This is a genomic window from Methylophaga sp. OBS1, from assembly GCF_026319365.1.
The window spans coordinates 1,315,434-1,333,914 of sequence record NZ_JAPDMS010000001.1 but is presented as its reverse complement, the minus strand read 5'-3'; the positions used below and the strand labels follow the sequence as shown (position 1 = coordinate 1,333,914).

The 18,481-nt window shown below is 52.7% G+C and carries 15 protein-coding genes; all 15 read left to right on the top strand.

Features of this window, described 5'->3' with window-relative positions; genetic code table 11:
- Positions 1–27 precede the first annotated feature (27 nt).
- The 15 genes from OMQ46_RS06435 to truD all read left to right on the top strand — a co-directional run bounded on the left by OMQ46_RS06435 (position 28) and on the right by truD (position 18,466).
- Positions 28–525, top strand: a complete 498-nt coding sequence (locus OMQ46_RS06435) for a L,D-transpeptidase (protein WP_266234867.1) — start codon at positions 28–30, stop codon at positions 523–525.
- A 12-nt stretch (positions 526–537) separates the two neighbouring features.
- Positions 538–1,587 (top strand): beta-N-acetylhexosaminidase, encoded by a 1,050-nt coding sequence (gene nagZ, locus OMQ46_RS06430; RefSeq protein ID WP_266234868.1) that lies wholly within the window; start codon positions 538–540, stop codon positions 1,585–1,587.
- Positions 1,584–3,335 (top strand): mechanosensitive ion channel family protein, encoded by a 1,752-nt coding sequence (locus OMQ46_RS06425; RefSeq protein WP_266234870.1) that lies wholly within the window; start codon positions 1,584–1,586, stop codon positions 3,333–3,335. The genes nagZ and OMQ46_RS06425 overlap by 4 nt, the downstream gene beginning before the upstream one ends.
- Positions 3,336–3,361: 26 nt before the next feature.
- Positions 3,362–6,850, top strand: a complete 3,489-nt coding sequence (gene dnaE, locus OMQ46_RS06420; RefSeq protein ID WP_266234872.1) for a DNA polymerase III subunit alpha — start codon at positions 3,362–3,364, stop codon at positions 6,848–6,850.
- Positions 6,851–6,859: 9 nt separating this feature from the next.
- Positions 6,860–8,539, top strand: a complete 1,680-nt coding sequence (locus tag OMQ46_RS06415) for a GspE/PulE family protein (RefSeq protein WP_266234873.1) — start codon at positions 6,860–6,862, stop codon at positions 8,537–8,539.
- A 33-nt stretch (positions 8,540–8,572) separates the two neighbouring features.
- Positions 8,573–9,676, top strand: a complete 1,104-nt coding sequence (locus OMQ46_RS06410) for a PilT/PilU family type 4a pilus ATPase (RefSeq protein ID WP_416234827.1) — start codon at positions 8,573–8,575, stop codon at positions 9,674–9,676.
- Between the two features lie 56 nt (positions 9,677–9,732).
- On the top strand, positions 9,733–10,689 hold the full coding sequence (gene accA, locus OMQ46_RS06405; RefSeq protein WP_266234875.1) for an acetyl-CoA carboxylase carboxyl transferase subunit alpha: 957 nt from the start codon (positions 9,733–9,735) through the stop codon (positions 10,687–10,689).
- A gap of 7 nt (positions 10,690–10,696) precedes the next feature.
- Positions 10,697–12,040 carry a tRNA lysidine(34) synthetase TilS gene (gene tilS, locus OMQ46_RS06400; RefSeq protein WP_266234877.1) on the top strand — a complete coding sequence of 448 codons (1,344 nt, stop codon included), beginning with the start codon at positions 10,697–10,699 and terminating at the stop codon, positions 12,038–12,040.
- Between the two features lie 84 nt (positions 12,041–12,124).
- A complete protein-coding gene (locus OMQ46_RS06395; protein WP_266234878.1) occupies positions 12,125–13,762 on the top strand; it encodes a CTP synthase in 1,638 nt (545 codons plus the stop codon).
- Complete coding sequence (kdsA, locus tag OMQ46_RS06390; protein WP_266234880.1) at positions 13,762–14,607, top strand: 3-deoxy-8-phosphooctulonate synthase; 846 nt, start codon at positions 13,762–13,764, stop codon at positions 14,605–14,607. The genes OMQ46_RS06395 and kdsA overlap by 1 nt, the downstream gene beginning before the upstream one ends.
- Before the next feature lie 38 nt (positions 14,608–14,645).
- Positions 14,646–15,926: a phosphopyruvate hydratase gene (eno, locus tag OMQ46_RS06385; protein WP_266234882.1), complete on the top strand. Its 1,281-nt coding sequence runs from the start codon at positions 14,646–14,648 to the stop codon at positions 15,924–15,926.
- A 6-nt stretch (positions 15,927–15,932) separates the two neighbouring features.
- Positions 15,933–16,223 carry a cell division protein FtsB gene (gene ftsB / locus OMQ46_RS06380; RefSeq protein WP_266234884.1) on the top strand — a complete coding sequence of 97 codons (291 nt, stop codon included), beginning with the start codon at positions 15,933–15,935 and terminating at the stop codon, positions 16,221–16,223.
- Positions 16,210–16,920: a 2-C-methyl-D-erythritol 4-phosphate cytidylyltransferase gene (gene ispD, locus OMQ46_RS06375; protein ID WP_266234885.1), complete on the top strand. Its 711-nt coding sequence runs from the start codon at positions 16,210–16,212 to the stop codon at positions 16,918–16,920. The genes ftsB and ispD overlap by 14 nt, the downstream gene beginning before the upstream one ends.
- The gene (gene ispF, locus OMQ46_RS06370; protein ID WP_266234887.1) at positions 16,920–17,393 is read left to right on the top strand and encodes a 2-C-methyl-D-erythritol 2,4-cyclodiphosphate synthase; all 474 of its coding nucleotides are present in this window, start codon (positions 16,920–16,922) and stop codon (positions 17,391–17,393) included. The genes ispD and ispF overlap by 1 nt, the downstream gene beginning before the upstream one ends.
- On the top strand, positions 17,393–18,466 hold the full coding sequence (gene truD / locus OMQ46_RS06365) for a tRNA pseudouridine(13) synthase TruD (protein ID WP_266234888.1): 1,074 nt from the start codon (positions 17,393–17,395) through the stop codon (positions 18,464–18,466). Before ispF ends, truD begins: the two co-directional genes overlap by 1 nt.
- Positions 18,467–18,481: the final 15 nt, after the last annotated feature.

Below are 18,481 nucleotides of genomic sequence, written 5' to 3'. Positions count from 1 at the left end.
ATAACAAGTATTGAAGACCAAGCACCGATGAGCCAATCCCCGCCCGCTGAATGGCTGGAAGTTTCCCTATCTGATCAGCAATGTCGTTTTTGGCACAATGAGCAATGCCTGTTCACTGCGCCTGTCTCAACCGCGTTGAATGGACCGGGTGAAGTCGATGGCAGCGGCTGTACCCCCCGGGGCTGGCATCAAATCCGGGCCTGTATCGGTACGGGACAGCCTGTCAACAGTGTGTTTGTGGGCCGACGTCCTACCGGTGAAATCTACCATCCTCAACTGGCAGCGCAATTTCCCAAACGTGACTGGATTTTGACCCGGATTTTATGGCTCAGCGGGTTGGAAATCGGCAGAAACCGATTGGGAAATGTTGATACAATGCGCCGCTATATTTATATCCACGGTTGCCCCGATTCGGCGCCGATGGGGCAGCCAATCTCCCATGGCTGTATCCGTATGCATAATCAGGATCTGCTGGCTTTGTATGACCAGGTTAAACCCGGTCTCAAAGTACTGATTCGCGAATAGGGTTGAAATGCTATGACACTAGGACCATTGATGGTCGATCTGCTTGGCACCGCGCTGAGTGAGGACGAGAAAGACATTCTGCAACATCCGCTGGTCGGTGGCGTCATTCTGTTCAGCCGCAATTTCGATAATGTCAGTCAGCTAGAAGCCCTCTGCAAGCAGATTCACGCCCTGCGGCAACCACACTTGTTGATTGCGGTGGATCATGAAGGCGGCCGGGTTCAACGCTTCCGCGACGGTTTCACCCGGCTACCGCCGGTTGGCGCGATCGGAAAGACATTTCATCAACACCCCAGGTTGACGCTGCAACGCGCTGAGCAAACCGGCTGGCTGATGGCGGCTGAACTCCGTGCCGTCGGTGTTGATTTCAGTTTTGCCCCGGTGCTGGATCTGGATTATGGCGTCAGTGAAGTGATTGGCGACCGGTCTTTTCACCGCGATCCGCAAGCCGTCACTACAATTGCCCGTGCCTATATACAGGGCATGCGCAAAGCCTGGATGTCGGCAGTGGGTAAACATTTTCCCGGTCATGGCGCGGTGGAAGTTGACTCCCACCAGGGGCTGCCGGTCGATAGCCGTTATTTTGAAGATATGCTGCAGGCTGACATGTTACCTTTCAGCCAGCTGTGTCAGAAAGAACTCGCAGGTATTATGCCAGCACATATTGTCTACGAGCAGAGTGACGCGCTTCCGGCTGGTTTTTCCCGTTTCTGGTTGCAGGAAATCCTCAGAGAGCGACTCGGTTTTCAGGGTGCGATTCTGAGTGATGATCTGAGTATGGCAGGGGCAGCGATAGCCGGCGGTCCACTGGAACGGGCAGAAGCGGCACTGGAGGCCGGTTGCGATATGGTGCTGGTCTGCAATAATCCCGGCAGTGTGGTTGAGGTTATCGATGGTTTAAAAATCAAACCGGATCCTCTGCGTCATGCCCGTCTGGTTCGTTTGCATGGACGACATGCCACGCCCAGGGAGGAACTGCTGACCAGCGGCGAGTGGAAACAAGCCGTTGAAACCATTGCCGGCTATTCACCGGATCCGGAAATGGAGCTGAACCTGGTATGAAAATCTGGTCTTATCTGCTTCTGCTTTTATTGAGCGTCAATGTTCAGGCCGGGGTTTATCCCGGTGCTGCGGTTACCAGTCAGCAGTCAGAGAATAAATCTTCTCAGGCTGAAAACGCCAAGCCGGTGTCGCGTTTACCGAGTCCGCAGGCGACGGTAAAACAATTTATCAGCGCCATGACCCGGGTTGCCACCGGTGAAGATGAGGCGATTGACAAGGCGGTGGCGACGCTGGATTTATCTAAAGTCAGCCCGTTGATTCAGGAGGAGCGCGGTCAGCAGACCGCCCGCCTGTTGTTCAGCGTGATTCAGCTGGGTGAAATTCCCAAAATAGAAGAGATTCCGCTAAGCCCCAAGCTTGAACAATACACACTGCTGCGAAGTGAAGCGGGCAATGTGGTGCTGCGTATCAATGATCAGAACAACTGGTTATTCAGCAGTAAAACGGTGGAAAGTGTGCCGGCTATTTTTGACCTGTTGACCCAGGAGCAGAGCTTCACTGAAGGCGATGAGAGCTCGGTGTCACTGCCCACCAGTGTTCAACTGCGTGCACAAATGCCACCGGTTCTGAAACAGGGCTTTCTGCTGGAGTACTGGCAGTGGATTGGCTTGTTTCTGATTATCGTGGTGGGCTCAGTCGCCGACAAAGTGCTGGCCTGGGTGCTGAAAATCAATGTCAGCCGCTGGCAGAAACAACACCCGTCTTTTGAAACACTGGACAGTAATGTGTTGCGGCCGCTGGGCCTGATGGCGATGGCGTTAATGTGGTGGTCGGGATTAAATATGCTTGGGTTACCCGATACCGCCCTGGTGATCCTGCTGGTGGCAGTGAAACTGCTGGTGTCATTATCCGGTATCTGGAGCGCCTTTCGGATTGTCGATATTTTTGATGCCCTGTGGACAGGTCGGGCACTCAAAACACGCAATAAATTCGATGATCTGCTGGTGCCGATGGTCAGCAAAAGTCTCAAAGTTTTTGTGGTGGTTATCGGTATCGTCTTTGCCGCGGATAATCTCAACATTGATGTCACCAGTCTACTGGCGGGTCTGGGTCTGGGCGGTCTGGCTTTCGCGCTGGCGGCGAAGGACCTGCTGGGTAACTTTTTCGGGTCGGTGACCGTACTGCTCGACCGTCCGTTCAGCATCGGCGACTGGGTGGTGATTGGTGATATTGAAGGTACTGTGGAGCAGGTTGGTTTCCGCAGTACAAGGGTGAGAACTTTTTACAACTCGCTGGTCACGATGCCCAACTCGATTCTGACTACCACCAAGATTGATAATATGGGTGCCCGACGGTTCCGCAGGATGAAGCACGTATTGTCGGTCACTTACGATACGGGGCCGGAGCGAATCGAAGCCTTCTGCGAAGGGATCCGCAAGATCATTCAGCTGCACCCTTACATGCGTAAGGATTATTATCACGTCTATTTCAATGAATATGGCGCAGCCTCATTGAATATACTGGTTTATGTGTTCTGGGCAACGCCCGACTGGAGCACAGAGCTGCGTGAACGACATCGCTTTTTGCTGGATATTTTGCGCCTGGCCAAACAACTGGAAATCGAGTTTGCCTTCCCGACCCAGACGCTCTACCTCAAACGTGGCGATGTGGAGCATCCTCCTGTGGAACCGTTCAAACCCGGCATGAGTCAGGAAGAAGCCTTGGCTCGGGGGCAGAGGGAGGCCGAGTCTATAGTCAGCCAGACACTGGGTACTGATATCCCGGGCCCGGTTGAGTTTCCAAGATAATTAGCATGAGACAGGTTTAAGCTTTAATGGCCGAACAGTTTGTTCATCTTCATCTTCATACCGATTATTCTCTGATCGACGGTCTGGTCAGGGTAAAACCGCTGGTTAAACAGGTCGCTGAATACGGCATGCCCGCTGTGGCCATTACCGATCAGCACAATCTGTTTGCAGCAGTGAAACTGTTCAATGCTGCGATGCAGGCCGGGGTGAAACCCATTCTGGGTGCCGATTTACGCCTGCGCGATCCCAACGATGCTAAGCACAGCACCCGTTTTGTGGTTTTGTGTAAGAACCTGGACGGTTTTCATAATCTGTCGCGATTGCTATCGCGGGCCTATATTGAGGGCCAGCATCTTGGGGTGCCAATGCTGGAGGCCGACTGGCTGGAAGGGCAGACAGACGGTTTGATCTGTCTGTCAGGTGGGCGTGAGGGCATTCTGGGCCGGGCGCTACTGAATCATCAGCACGACGAAGTTCAGAACCAGCTGGCTTTCTGGCAACGCCTGTTTCCCCAGCGTTTTTACCTGGAATTAATCCGCACCGGCCGCGAGGATGAAGAACGCTTTGTGCGTGAAGCGGTAGCCCTGGCTGCACAAAAGCAGATCCCGGTAGTGGCGACAAATGATGTTCGTTTCCTGGAGGCCAAGCATTTCGAAGCGCACGAGGCCAAGGTGTGTATTCACGATGGTCGTCAGCTGGATGACCCCCGTCGTCCCCGACTGTACTCGGAGCATCAGTATCTGCGCAGTGCCGATGAGATGGCAAAAGTCTTTGCCGATATTCCGGAAGCGATCGAAAACACGGTTGAAATTGCCAAGCGCTGTAATCTTCAGCTGACACTGGGTGAGCATTATCTGCCGGACTTCCCGGTGCCGGCAGGCATGACGATTGAGGAATTCTTTGCTCAGGATTCCTTCAAAGGGCTCGAAGAACGCTTGCAGGTCTTATTTCCGGATGAGGCTGAGCGTGCCGCCAACCGGGCCCGCTATGAGGAACGTCTGCAGATTGAGCTGGACGTGATTAACTCCATGGGCTTTCCGGGCTACTTCCTGATTGTTGCCGACTTTATCCAATGGGCCAAAAATAACGGCGTGCCGGTGGGGCCGGGACGGGGCTCTGGTGCCGGTTCACTGGTGGCCTATGCGCTTAAAATCACCGACCTGGACCCGCTTCAGTACGATCTGCTTTTCGAACGCTTTCTGAACCCCGAGCGGGTGTCTTTGCCTGACTTCGACGTCGACTTCTGCATGGATGGCCGTGACCGGGTGATCGAGTACGTCTCGCAGCACTATGGCCGGGATCATGTATCGCAGATCATCACCTATGGCACGATGGCGGCCAAAGCGGTATTGCGCGACGTCGGACGGGTGCTGGGACATCCCTATGGCTTTGTCGATCAATTGGCCAAGCTGGTGCCGTTTGAACTGAAAATGACGCTGACCAAGGCGCTGGAACAGGAGCCTCAGCTAAAAGAGCGTTATGACAACGAAGAAGAAGTCAAAGCGCTGATTGATCTGGCGCTGCAACTGGAGGGGCTGACTCGTAACGTCGGTAAGCATGCCGGCGGCGTCGTCATCGCACCCAAGGAACTGACTGAATACACGCCGCTCTACTGCGAACATAACGGGGCGGGCCTGGTTTCCCAGTTTGATAAGGACGATGTCGAAAGTGTCGGACTGGTGAAGTTCGACTTTCTGGGGCTGAAGACCCTGACGGTGATCGACTGGGCAATGAATAACGTCCGCACGTTATTGGGGGAGAAAGCAGACGAAATCGACATCACCAATCTGCCGCTGAATGACAAACCCACATTTGATCTGCTCAAACGTTGTGAAACTACCGCGGTATTCCAGCTGGAATCGCGTGGCATGAAAGAGCTGGTCAAGCGACTGCAGCCGGATACCTTTGAAGACATTATCGCGTTGGTGGCATTGTTCCGTCCCGGGCCGCTGCAGTCAGGCATGGTTGATGACTTTGTGAACCGTAAGCACGGTCGCGCCAAAGTCGATTATCCGCATCCCGATCTGGAGCCGGTACTGAAACCGACTTACGGCGTTATCGTCTACCAGGAACAGGTTATGCAGATCGCGCAAATCCTGGCGGGCTACAGCCTGGGTGGCGCCGATATGCTGCGACGCGCGATGGGTAAGAAAAAGCCCGAAGAAATGGCCAAACAGCGGCAAATCTTCCTGGAAGGTGCAGCAGGCCGAGGTATCGAGGAAAAAGAAGCCGGTCCTATCTTTGACCTGATGGAAAAATTCGCCGAGTACGGCTTCAATAAATCGCACTCGGCAGCCTATGCGCTGGTCGCCTATCAGACTGCCTGGCTCAAGGCGCATTATCCCGCTGCCTTTATGGCTGCGGTGTTGTCAGCGGATATGGACAACACTGACAAAGTTGTTGGGCTTATCGACGAATGCCGTGATATGAAACTCAATGTGATGCCGCCGGATGTCAACCACAGCAAGATTAAATTCACGGTCGAGGATGAGCGCACAATTCGATATGGTCTCGGCGCGATCAAGGGGGTCGGTGAATCGGCGCTGGCCGGTATTGTGGCTGAGCGTGAGCAGGGTGAGGAATTTGCTTCGCTCTATGATTTCTGCCGCCGCGTTGATATGCGCAAGATTAACCGCCGGGTGATGGAGTCATTAGTCAAAGCCGGTGCCATGGACTCTCTGGGCGGTCATCGCGCCAGTCTGAGTGCCAGCCTGACCCGGGCGATGCAGATTGCCGAGCAGCATCGTCGTGACAAGGACAGTGGCCAGAATGATTTATTCGGTCTCAGTCCGGAAAGTGACACAGAACAGGATGAACCGCTGGAGCCAGCTGCGGAATGGGCAGAAGAGCATCTGCTATTGGCAGAGAAAGAGACGCTGGGGCTGTATCTGAGTGGCCATCCGATTGATCGATACGAAGCCGAGCTCGCGGCGTTCATCCCCAAAAAAATTAATGAACTTGATGCGCCGGAATCCAAGGGCTATCAGCGCAATGAAAAACCGGTTCTGACTGCCGGTTTGATTGTCGCCATCCGTACGATGAAATCGAAAAGTGGCAGCCGGATGGCCTTTATTACGCTGGATGATCAGAGTGGACGACTGGAGGTCCGGGTATTTGGTGAGGTCTACGAACAGTATCAGAGCTTTATTCAGCCCGATAAACTGGTGGTTATTCAGGGCAAGATTGGTCAGGACAATTTCACCGGTGGCCTGTCTGCCACTGCGGAAAAAGTGTTTGATATCACCGGGGCGCGGGAAGCTTTCGGACAGGCATTACAGATTAACTTCTCCAGTGAGGATGAGGTTCATCCCTGGGTGGAGCAGCTCAAAAATACGCTGACGCCATTTAAAGGGGGAGCGCTTGGGATGGAACTCAGGTATCAGAATCAACAGGCCAGTGCGCTGTTCAAGTTTGGTGAAGAGTGGCAGATCACACCAAGCGATACCTTACTCAATCAGATCGCTGCGATGCCGGGAAAGGTTGCTGTTACAATGAAATACAAGTCCTCAGTATAAGGCGGCTCCATGTCTGTGGGAGACAACAGTACAACAACACAGACCGCAGTCAGCGACGATTCGTTAAACGATGCGCTGGATGCGGCGCTTGAGGCAAGCCAGAAGACTGCTTCGCAGGCGCATTCATCGGAAAAATCGGTGCGTCAAAGCAGCTCGGATGAGCGAAGTCAGCGCAGACTCGCCGAGCGTTTAAGTCTGCCATTTATTGGATTGCATGATTATCCTTTTGATGAGTCCGTATTGAGCCTCATCCCGGCTGAGTTCGCGCGTAAACATGATGTGATCCCGCTGAGGGTAAACAAAACCCACCTGTTGGTGGCACTGGCCACGCCGATGGATATGGATCTGTTTCAGACCCTCAACTTCATTACCGGCTACAGTATTGATGTGACGGTCGCCACGCCCGCTGATATTCAGTGGGCGGTCAGAAAGTACTACGGGGCCCGCGATGATGAGCTGGCACTGGAGTCACTCAATGATTCAATCCAGCCGCTGGAACCAACCGCTGATTCGCATGATGAAATGATGCGACTCAGTTCGGAAAAGCCGATTGTGCGGCTGGTAGCTAATATCATTGTCGATGCGATCGAACGCCGTGCTTCCGACATACACATCAAACCCCGTGATAAAAATGTTGAACTGATTTATCGCATGGATGGCGTGCTCACCAATATTCGGTTTTTCAGTAAGACTTTACTGGCTGCTGTGATCAGCCGGATCAAAATTCTGGGCGGCATGAATATCGCCGAAAGACGATTACCCCAGGACGGTCGCTGCTGTGTTAAGCACAAAAATAATCCGGTCGACTTGCGGATTTCAATTATGCCGACGGTTGAAGGCGAAAGCGTGGTGATTCGGCTGCTTAATGCTCAGGTGGGGCTCAAAGCCGTGTCTGAATTAGGGTTTTCGAATCACGATCAGCGTCTTTTTCTGGATTTGCTCAACAGGAGTAATGGCATTTTCCTGGTAACGGGGCCGACCGGTTCCGGTAAATCCACTACGCTGTACGCAGCACTCGCCGAGGTACAGAAGCAAAATGTCAATATCCTCACCGTTGAAGATCCGGTTGAATACCATATGGACGGCATTCAACAGATCCAGATTAATCACGCTACCGGCTATAGCTTTGCCCGGGCATTGAGAAATATCCTTCGCCACGATCCGGACGTGATTCTGGTGGGGGAAATCCGCGATGAAGAAACCGGTAAGATTGCTGTAGAGAGTGCGCTGACAGGTCACCTTGTACTGAGTACCCTGCACACCAACGATGCAGCCGGTGCTGTGACCCGGCTGTTAGAAATGGGCATTGAGCCTTACCTGCTAACCGGCTGTCTGCTGGGCGTACTGGCGCAGCGGCTGGTTAAGCGTAATTGTCAGCATTGTCTGGAAGAGGAACCTGTCGATGGGCCGATAAGGCATGCCCTCAATGTCAGTGACAAGGAAATTTTCTATCACAGTCGTGGTTGTGAACATTGTAATCAGACAGGCGTCGCCGGACGCCTCGCAGTCTATGAATTGCTGGAAGTGAGTGATAGTCTGCGGAAATTGATCCACATTGACATAACATCGGGTGAAATTCATCAACATGCTATTCAGCAAGGGATGGTCTCACTCACCGATAATGCCCTCGCCAGAGCCCGAGCGCGAGAGATTTCATTGGCCGAAGTCTATCGTGTACGATTGGACTGATTGATTAGATAGATAATTCTGAGGATAAGCCGCGTGGATATGACTCCGTATTTCAGGTTGATGGCGGACAAAGAAGCATCAGATATGTTTTTTTGCACCGGCACCGAACCTCACATCAAAATTCAGGGTGTGATTCGACCTGTGGGTACCCAAAAACTGGCACCGGGTGATGTGCGTGAGATGGCATATGCGTTGATGAATGAGGAGCAGGTTGCCGAGTTCGAAAAAACGCTGGAGATGAATTTCGCGGTACCACTCAAGGGCGTTGGTCGTTTCCGGGTTAACATCTTCCGTCAGCGCGGTGAGTGTTCGATTGTTATCCGTTATATCAAAACCAAGATCCCGCGTTTTGAAGAGATGAATCTGCCACCGGTACTGGGTGATATCGTGATGGAAAAACGCGGTTTGATTCTGGTAGTAGGAGCGACGGGTTCCGGTAAATCGACCACGCTGGCATCAATGATTGGCCATCGAAACCGAAACGCCAGCTCGCATATTCTGACGATTGAAGATCCGCTGGAATTTGTTCATGCCCATGAACGTTCGATTGTCCAGCAACGTGAAGTCGGCATCGATACCCTGAATTACGAAAACGCACTGAAAAACGCATTGCGGGAAGCGCCGGATGTCATTCTGATTGGTGAAATCCGGGATATGGAAACCATGAAGCACGCGATTAACTATGCTGAGACCGGTCACCTGTGTCTGGCTACACTGCACTCCAATAATGCCAACCAGGCACTGGACCGCATTATCAACTTTTTCCCGGAAAGCCTGCACCGTCAGTTATTTATGGATATGTCACTGAACCTGCGGGCAATTGTGTCGCAGCGTCTGTTGCCGACTGTGGATGGCAGCACCCGGGTGCCGGCCGTCGAGATCATGCTCAACACGCCATATATTTCCGAACTCATCAATAAAGGGGAGGTCGGCAGTATCAAGGATGCGATGAAAGAGTCGACCGATCCGGGTACGATTACCTTTGATAAGGCGCTGATTAAACTCTTCAAGGACGGTAAGATCACGATGGAAGAGGCACTGCAGAACGCGGATTCGCGGAATGACCTCAGTCTCGCTATCCGTCTCGGCGAAGGCGCGGTCGACAATGACGACGACGATGAATTGATCCTCAACTAAGTTTTGTCCGCCGCCTCTGTGTATAATTCGACAATTTTGGATGTAAGGTTAACCTGATGCAGTTAAATTTCCTTGACTACGAACAACCCATCGCCGAACTGGAAGCGAAAATCGATGAGTTGCGCTACATGAGTAACGACAGTGATCTCAACATCACTGAAGAGATTCAGAAGTTAAAGGAAAAAAGTGAATCACTGACCAAGTCAATTTTCGCCTCGCTGACGCCCTGGCAGGTGACCCAGATGGCGCGACATCCACAGCGTCCCTACACACTGGATTACATCAAACACATCATCAGTGACTTTGAAGAACTGCATGGTGATCGCACTTATGCTGACGACAGTGCCCTGGTCACCGGTATCGGTCGTCTCAATGGCCGTCCGGTCGTCGTCATCGGTCACCAGAAAGGCAGAGATACCAAGGAAAAAGTGGCCCGCAACTTTGGCATGCCACGTCCTGAAGGTTACCGCAAAGCGCTGCGTATTATGAAAATGGCAGAGCGTTTTGGTTTACCGGTGATTACTTTTATCGATACGCCGGGTGCCTATCCGGGTATTGGTGCCGAGGAACGTGGGCAGAGTGAAGCCATTGCCCGTAACCTGTTTGAAATGGCCAAGCTGAAAACCCCGATTATTTCTACTGTCATTGGTGAAGGTGGCTCGGGCGGGGCGCTGGCTGTTGGTGTCGCTGATCACCTGATGATGCTGCAATACAGTATTTATTCCGTGATTTCACCGGAAGGTTGCGCTTCGATTTTATGGAAGAGCGCCGAGAAAGCCTCTGATGCCGCTGCTACCCTGGGTGTGACCTCCGACCGGCTGAAGGAATTAAATCTGATCGATGAGGTGGTGCCGGAACCGCTGGGTGGCGCGCATCGTAATGTTGAGGAAATGGCGGCCCGCATCAGAAAGTCGATCGAAGCCAAAATCAAGGAGCTGGAAGCGGTTTCCCACGATAATCTGATTAAGCGTCGTCAACAACGGATCCTGAGCTACGGCGAATTCGAGGGTTAACGTCGGGGTGTCTCTCAACCCCCAACAATGTATTGTTGATCTGATAAAACGGGTGGATGGACGCGCTGTCTGTGTGGCCTTCAGTGGCGGTGTCGATTCTCACGTGCTGCTGCATCTGCTGGCTACCACCCGCCATCCCCAATTGCCCGCCCTACGTGCTCTGCATATCGATCATGGCCTGCATGCTGAATCTGCTGACTGGGCCGTGCATTGCAGGCAAGTTGCTCAGGCGCTGAACATTAAGTTCGAATCCATCCAGGTCAGCGTGGAAAAGCGGGAGGAGTTGGGTCTCGAAGCTGCTGCCCGTGAGGCCCGCTATCATGCCTTTCGTTATGATCTATCAGCGAATGAGGTGCTGCTTACTGCCCAGCATCAGGATGATCAGGCAGAAACGCTGATGCTCCAGTTACTGCGTGGAGCCGGACCGGCTGGTTTATCAGCCATGTGGCCCGAAGCAACACTTGATGGCCTGAGTATCATTCGACCTTTTCTCAACGTTTCCAAGCAGGCGCTGCTGGAGTACGCCCGGTTGCACCAGCTGCAATGGATTGATGACCCCAGCAACACCGATCTCAGCATTCATCGTAATTATCTGCGTCACCAAATCTGGCCGCGTTTGAATGAGCGCTGGCCGACTGCATCAAAAACCATGAGCCGCAGTGCAGAACATTGCCGCGAAGCGGTTGAACTGATGCGTGATCTAGGCAGTCTGGATGCCCGGCATGTGTGCCCGGAGCAAAAGAATCGCCTGTCCATTTCCGCACTGAGCCAGTTGCCCCAGGCAAGACAACGCAATCTGCTGCGTTATGCCCTGGAGCAAAACTCTCTGCCACTGCCCTCTGCCGCCATTCTGCAAAGGATTATTGATGAGGTCATTCCGGCTGCCGAAGACCGCAATCCTGAAGTGCACTGGCCGGGGGCGATGATAAGGCGTTACCGTGATGTGATTTTCATCGAGCCGGATCGCGACGAGCCGCTGGATTTAGGTGAATTTGAGATAACCGGCAGTGACGAGATCAGACTGGCCGACGGGCGTCTGCTTAGATGGCAACTGGAGTCCGGTAAAGGCCTCAAACAGCATGTACTGAATCGCCCGTTGAAACTGAAATTCCGCGAGGGCGGGGAGCGCATTCGACTGCAGGGCCATGCGCAACATAAGTCACTCAAACAGTTGTTTCAGGAGTGGGATGTGCCACCCTGGCAACGTCAGCAAATCCCGTTGCTTTTTGTCGATCATGAACTGGTAGCCGTTGTGGGTTATGGCTATGCAGAACACTACGCCGCGGATATTGGCGAAAAAGGGTGGCTGCCGGTGCTGGAACAGGCATCTGCGAAACCAGTTTTTGATTGAGCGGACAGGGCAATTCTGATAATTTATACCGTATTTTGAGCGCAGCCATTCTGGCCGCGTCATTTTTATTGAACTCTCCATAATATGACTAAATTTATTTTTGTCACTGGTGGTGTTGTGTCGTCTCTCGGGAAGGGGATCGCCGCGGCATCACTGGCTGCGATACTTGAAGCCCGTGGTCTGAAGGTCACCCTGGTTAAGCTGGACCCATACATCAACGTCGATCCGGGCACCATGAGCCCGCTGCAACACGGCGAGGTGTTTGTGACTCAAGACGGTGCCGAGACTGATCTGGATTTAGGCCACTACGAACGCTTCATCGACGCAGATATGAGCAGTCGTAACAACTACACCACCGGCCAGATTTACGAAAACGTGATTCGTAAAGAACGCCGTGGCGAATATCTCGGTAACACGGTTCAGGTCATTCCCCATATCACCGATGAGATCAAGCGCTGCATTTACGAAGGCGCCGATGATGCCGACGTCGCCTTGATTGAGATTGGCGGTACCGTAGGTGACATCGAGTCGCTGCCTTTCCTGGAAACCATCCGTCAGATGGCGACCGAACTGGGCCGTGAACGCGCGCTGTTCCTGCACCTGACACTGGTGCCTTATATCGCTTCTGCAGGTGAAATCAAAACCAAGCCGACTCAGCATTCGGTGAAAGAGCTGCGTACTATCGGTATTCAGCCTGATGTTCTGGTGTGCCGTATTGACCGTCCGTTGCCGGAATCAGAGCGTCGCAAGATTGCGCTGTTTACCAATGTCCCGGAAAAAGCGGTTATCTCCGCGATTGATGTCGACAGCATTTATAAAATCCCGATGGAACTGCACCGCCAGGGACTGGATGACATCGTCGTCAAACAACTCGGTATCGATGCCAAGCCGGCTGATCTGAGCCAGTGGGAAAAGGTCTACGAAAACCTGAGCAATCCGGAAGGCGAAGTCAATATCGCCATGGTCGGTAAATACATGGAGCTGACCGAAGCCTATAAATCCCTGTCTGAGTCACTGATTCATGCTGGTATTCACACCCGCACCAGGGTCAATGTGCATTATGTTGACTCTGAGCAGGTTGAACAGCAGGGCACCGACTGCATCAAGGACATGGATGCGATTCTTGTTCCCGGCGGCTTTGGTGAGCGCGGTGTTGAGGGCATGATTGAAACAGCCCGGTTTGCCCGTGAAAACAATATTCCGTATCTGGGGATTTGTCTGGGTATGCAGGTCGCTGTGATTGAATACGCCCGTCACAAAGCCGGTCTGCCGCAGGCCTACAGCACCGAGTTTGATTTAAACACGAAAGATCCGGTGATTGGTCTAATCACCGAATGGCAGAAAGCGGATGGCACCGTCGAGCAGCGGGATCAGGATTCTGATCTGGGTGGCACCATGCGGCTGGGTGGTTACTCCTGCCAGCTGAAAGCGGGTAGTCTGGCCCATCAAATCTACGGTGCTGATGAGATTATCGAACGTCACCGCCATCGTTACGAATTTAATAACAATTACATGGAAGCGCTGGAAAAGGCAGGCCTGGTATTCTCAGGCATGTCCAAGGATCAGAGTCTCGCAGAAATGATTGAAATCCCGGAACATCAATGGTTTGTCGCCTGCCAGTTCCATCCGGAATTCACGTCGACGCCGCGACATGGTCATCCCTTATTCGAGGGCTTTATCAGCGCAGCCAAACAGAACAAAACGCAGCGGGGTAACCACTAATGCAATTATGCGGATTTGAAGCTGGAAACCGTCAGCCGCTGTTTTTGATCGCGGGTACCTGTGTCATCGAAAGTGAGCAAATGACGATGGACGTTGCCGGTCAGCTCAAGGAAATCACCGATAAGCTTGGTATCAACTTTATCTACAAGTCTTCTTTTGATAAGGCCAACCGCACCTCCACCAAGAGCTATCGCGGACCGGGCGTGGAAGCCGGCCTGGCGATTCTGGAAAAGGTCAAAAAAGAATTCAATCTGCCGGTCTTGACCGACGTGCATGAAGATACCCCGCTGGCCGAAGTGGCCAGTGTCGTTGATGTTTTGCAGACACCTGCCTTTTTGTGCCGCCAGACCAATTTCATTGTCAATGTTGCTAGTCAGGGTTTGCCGGTGAATATCAAGAAAGGCCAGTTTCTGGCCCCGTGGGATATGCAACATGTCGCGGCGAAAGCTAAATCTACTGGCAATGAACAGATCATGCTATGCGAACGCGGCACCTCTTTCGGTTACAACACCTTGATTTCGGATATGCGCGGTCTGCCCATTATGCGCAACATGGATTGTCCGGTGGTATTTGATGCTACTCATTCGGTTCAGCAACCGGGCGGACAGGGCGGTGCCTCTGGCGGTCAACGTGAATTTGTACCGGTACTGGCCCGTGCCGCAGTGGCAACCGGCGTGGCAGGCCTGTTTATGGAAACCCATCCTGAGCCTGAAAAAGCCCTGAGTGACGGCCCGAATTCCTGGCCTCTGCATCAGTTATCCGCTTTGCTGGAAACGCTGCAGGCCATCGATAGCACAGTTAAACAACAGGACTACATCGAAGACGCCCTGCTGGCGAAACGATAAGTCCCTGAAAACAATTCTTGATAGATGGGAGCAAAGCATTGAGCAAGATTATTGATGTAATAGCACGTGAAATTATCGATTCACGTGGCAATCCAACCGTAGAAGCCGATGTTGTGCTGGAAAGCGGTGCTATGGGCCGTGCTGCGGTACCCTCCGGCGCCTCCACCGGTGAACGTGAAGCCGTGGAACTGCGTGATGACGATAAAGCCCGGTACTTGGGTAAAGGCGTCCTGAAAGCTGTCGCCGCCGTCAATGGTGAACTGCGTGAAGCGGTGTTGGGTATGGAAGCCACTGATCAGCGTGCGATTGACAATAAGCTGATTGAAACGGATGGCACTGAAAACAAGGGCCGTCTGGGGGCGAATGCCTTGCTGGCCATTTCCATGGCCACTGCCCGTGCTGCGGCAGCTGACGCCAAAAAGCCGCTGTACAAGTACCTGGCAGCGAGCGATGAAGCGGTGATGCCGGTACCGATGATGAATATTATCAATGGCGGTTCTCACGCCGATAACAGCGTGGATCTGCAGGAATTCATGATTATGCCGGTTGGTGCCAGCAGCATCAGTGAAGCGATTCGTTACGGTGCGGAAGTATTTCATGAACTGAAAAAAGTATTGAACAGCAAAGGCCTTAACACTGCTGTCGGTGATGAAGGTGGTTTTGCGCCGGACCTGCCGTCTAACGAAGCGGCGATTGAAGTCATACTGCAGGCCATCAAAAATGCCGGCTATGAAGCCGGTAAAGACATCATGCTGGCCCTCGATGCCGCCAGTTCAGAGTTTTACAAGGATGGTCAGTACGTGCTGGCTTCTGAAAACCGTTCTCTGTCTTCTGCCGAGTTTGCCGATCTGCTGGCCGACTGGGTCAGCAAATACCCCATCATCAGTATCGAAGACGGTATGGATGAGAATGACTGGGAAGGCTGGAAACTGCTGACCGATAAAATCGGTGACAAAGTGCAGCTGGTCGGTGATGACCTGTTCGTGACCAATCCTAAGATCCTGCAGGAAGGCATTACTAAAGGTGTCGGTAATTCCATCCTGATTAAGGTCAATCAAATCGGTACGCTGTCAGAAACTCTGGATGCGATTAACCTTGCCAAGGAAAATGGTTATACCGCCGTGGTTTCTCACCGCAGTGGCGAAACCGAAGACACCACCATTGCCGATCTGGCGGTCGCTACTAATGCAGGTCAAATCAAAACCGGTTCTTTGTCACGTTCAGACCGTGTTGCTAAATACAACCAGTTGCTGCGCATTGAAGCAGAGCTGGGTGACAAGGCCAGCTATCCGGGCATGAAGGCGTTCAACGTCAAGTAAGGCCTGATGACTAAGCCCGTCATGATTTTCCTGGCCATTCTGCTGGTATTACTGCAATACCGATTATGGCTGAGTCATGACGGGCTGCCGTCGCTGCTGCGTTTGCACCATCAGGTAGAAAAACAGCGACTGGATAATGAAAAACTGACCGAGCGTAACCAGGTACTGGCAGCGGAAGTTCAGGATTTGAAAAGTGGTCTCGATGCTTTGGAAGAACGTGCCCGCAGTGAACTGGGCATGATCAGAGAAGGCGAGACTTTTTTTCATGTCATAGAAGAGCAAGATGAGCAAAAGTGAAGCCGTATGGGCTGTCGTCCCGGCAGCCGGCATCGGCAGTCGCATGGGCGCCGATATTCCCAAGCAATATCTCAAGCTCAATAACAAAGCTTTGCTACAGCATACCCTGGAGCGACTCGCTTCCCATCCCAAGATTGAAGGCATCGTTGTCGCACTGGCGGAAAATGATCCCTGGTGGCCCGAACTGGCGCTTCAGCTTGATTGTGAGTTGCTGCTGACAAACGGCGGTGAGGCGCGCTCTGATTCCGTAGCCAATGCACTGGCAGCGCTTGCTGAGAAAACCGACGATAATCCCTGGCTGTTGGTGCATGATGCAGCTCGCCCCTGTATTCGTCACAGCGATATTGATCAGATGCTGTTGCAATTAAGAGAGCATGAAGTTGGCGGTATTCTGGGGGTGCCTGTCACCGATACTGTCAAACGGGTTGATGACAGTGGCGTTATTGTTGAAACCGTGGATCGTCATGGTCTATGGCGAGCGGGCACGCCGCAGATGTTTCGTCTCAAATTGTTAAAGCAGGCGCTGGAATCAGCGGCTGAACAAGGCCTTGCCGTGACCGATGAAGCCAGTGCGGTGGAACTGATGGGATTACGGCCGATGATGGTGGAAGGGCATCAGGATAATATCAAGATTACCCTACCGCAGGATCTGGCGCTCGCCAGCCTGTATCTGGAACAACAAAGCAGAGGACAGTAATGCGCATAGGTCACGGCTATGATGTACATCGTTTCGCCGAGAACCGGCCATTAATCATCGGTGGGGTGACGGTACCGCACAGCCATGGCCTGGAAGCCCATTCTGATGGTGATGTGTTGATCCATGCTATTTGTGATGCCTTGCTGGGTGCCGCTGGCTTATGGGATATCGGTCATCATTTCCCGGATACCGATGAAGCCTTTAAAAATATCGACAGCCGCGTGTTGTTGCGACGGGTGATGGCTGACTTATTAGAACGTGGTTGGGTGGTCAATAACGTCGATGCCACCGTGATCGCGCAAGCCCCCAAGCTGGCGCCGTTCATCCCTGAGATGAAAAGCCTGCTCGCCAGCGATATGGCAGTCAGTGAAGATGAAGTGAATATCAAGGCCACAACGACAGAAAAGCTGGGTTTTACCGGCCGTAAGGAAGGCATTGCAGCTCATGCTGTTGTCCTGTTGAGGAAAGCCTGATGGCATTTGATTTCAATTCATTACAACGTGCAAACACCCTGGCAGGCAGTTGCCGCGCCAATATCCGTTTGCAGCCGGACCATTTCCGGGTCGATGAACAGTTGCCTTTCGAACCAAGCGGTGAGGGCGGTCACGCTATGCTGCTGATAGAGAAAACCGGCAGCAATACCGACTGGGTCGCCAAACAACTGGCACAATTTGCTGGTGTGGAGGATGTGGCTGTTGGCTATGCCGGTTTGAAAGATCGACATGCGGTTACCACGCAATGGTTTACCGTGAAAACGGAAGGGCATGAAGAGCCTGACTGGTCGCTATTTTCAGCCGATGACTGTCAAATCAAAACACTTACCCGACACAATAAAAAACTCAAACGCGGTGTATTGTCGGGTAACCGCTTTTTACTGATTTTGACTGGCATTGATGGCGACAGCGCTGTCTGGGAACAGAGCCTTGAGCGCATTCAATCCGAAGGGGTACCCAATTATTTTGCCGAACAGCGCTTTGGTCACCAGTTTTCTAATCTGGACAGGGCGCAGCAGTGGTTCGAAACCGGCAGAAAGCCTAAAAAGCGCCAGCAGAAAAGCATGATTCTATCTGCAGCGCGATCCTGGCTGTTCAATCAGGTGCTGTCAGCCCGTATCAACCAACAGAACTGGCAGACAGGCGTGCCGGGTGATGTGATGCAACTGGCCGGTAGCAGCAGTATTTTTCTGGCAGAAGTCATTGATGAAACCATCACTGAGCGCTTGAATACATTTGATATTGATATTACAGGGCCACTTTGGGGGCGCGGCAGAGCAGCGAATCAAGCCGACAGTCTGGCGCTGGAAAATGCTGTACTGGCAGACTGGCAAACCTGGCAGCAGGGGCTGGAACAGGCCGGGCTCAAACAGGAAAGGCGGCCTTTGCGGGTGTTACCGCAGGCGTTGAGCTGGGAGTTCAGTGAGGATAGCCTGTCTCTGTCCTTCTTCCTGCCCGCTGGTTCTTATGCCACGGCAGTGATGCGTGAACTGGCAGAGATAACTGACGTGAGTCACTGGAACTCGCCGGAACCGCAAGTTTCACATCAATAAACGGGTTTTTCGGGG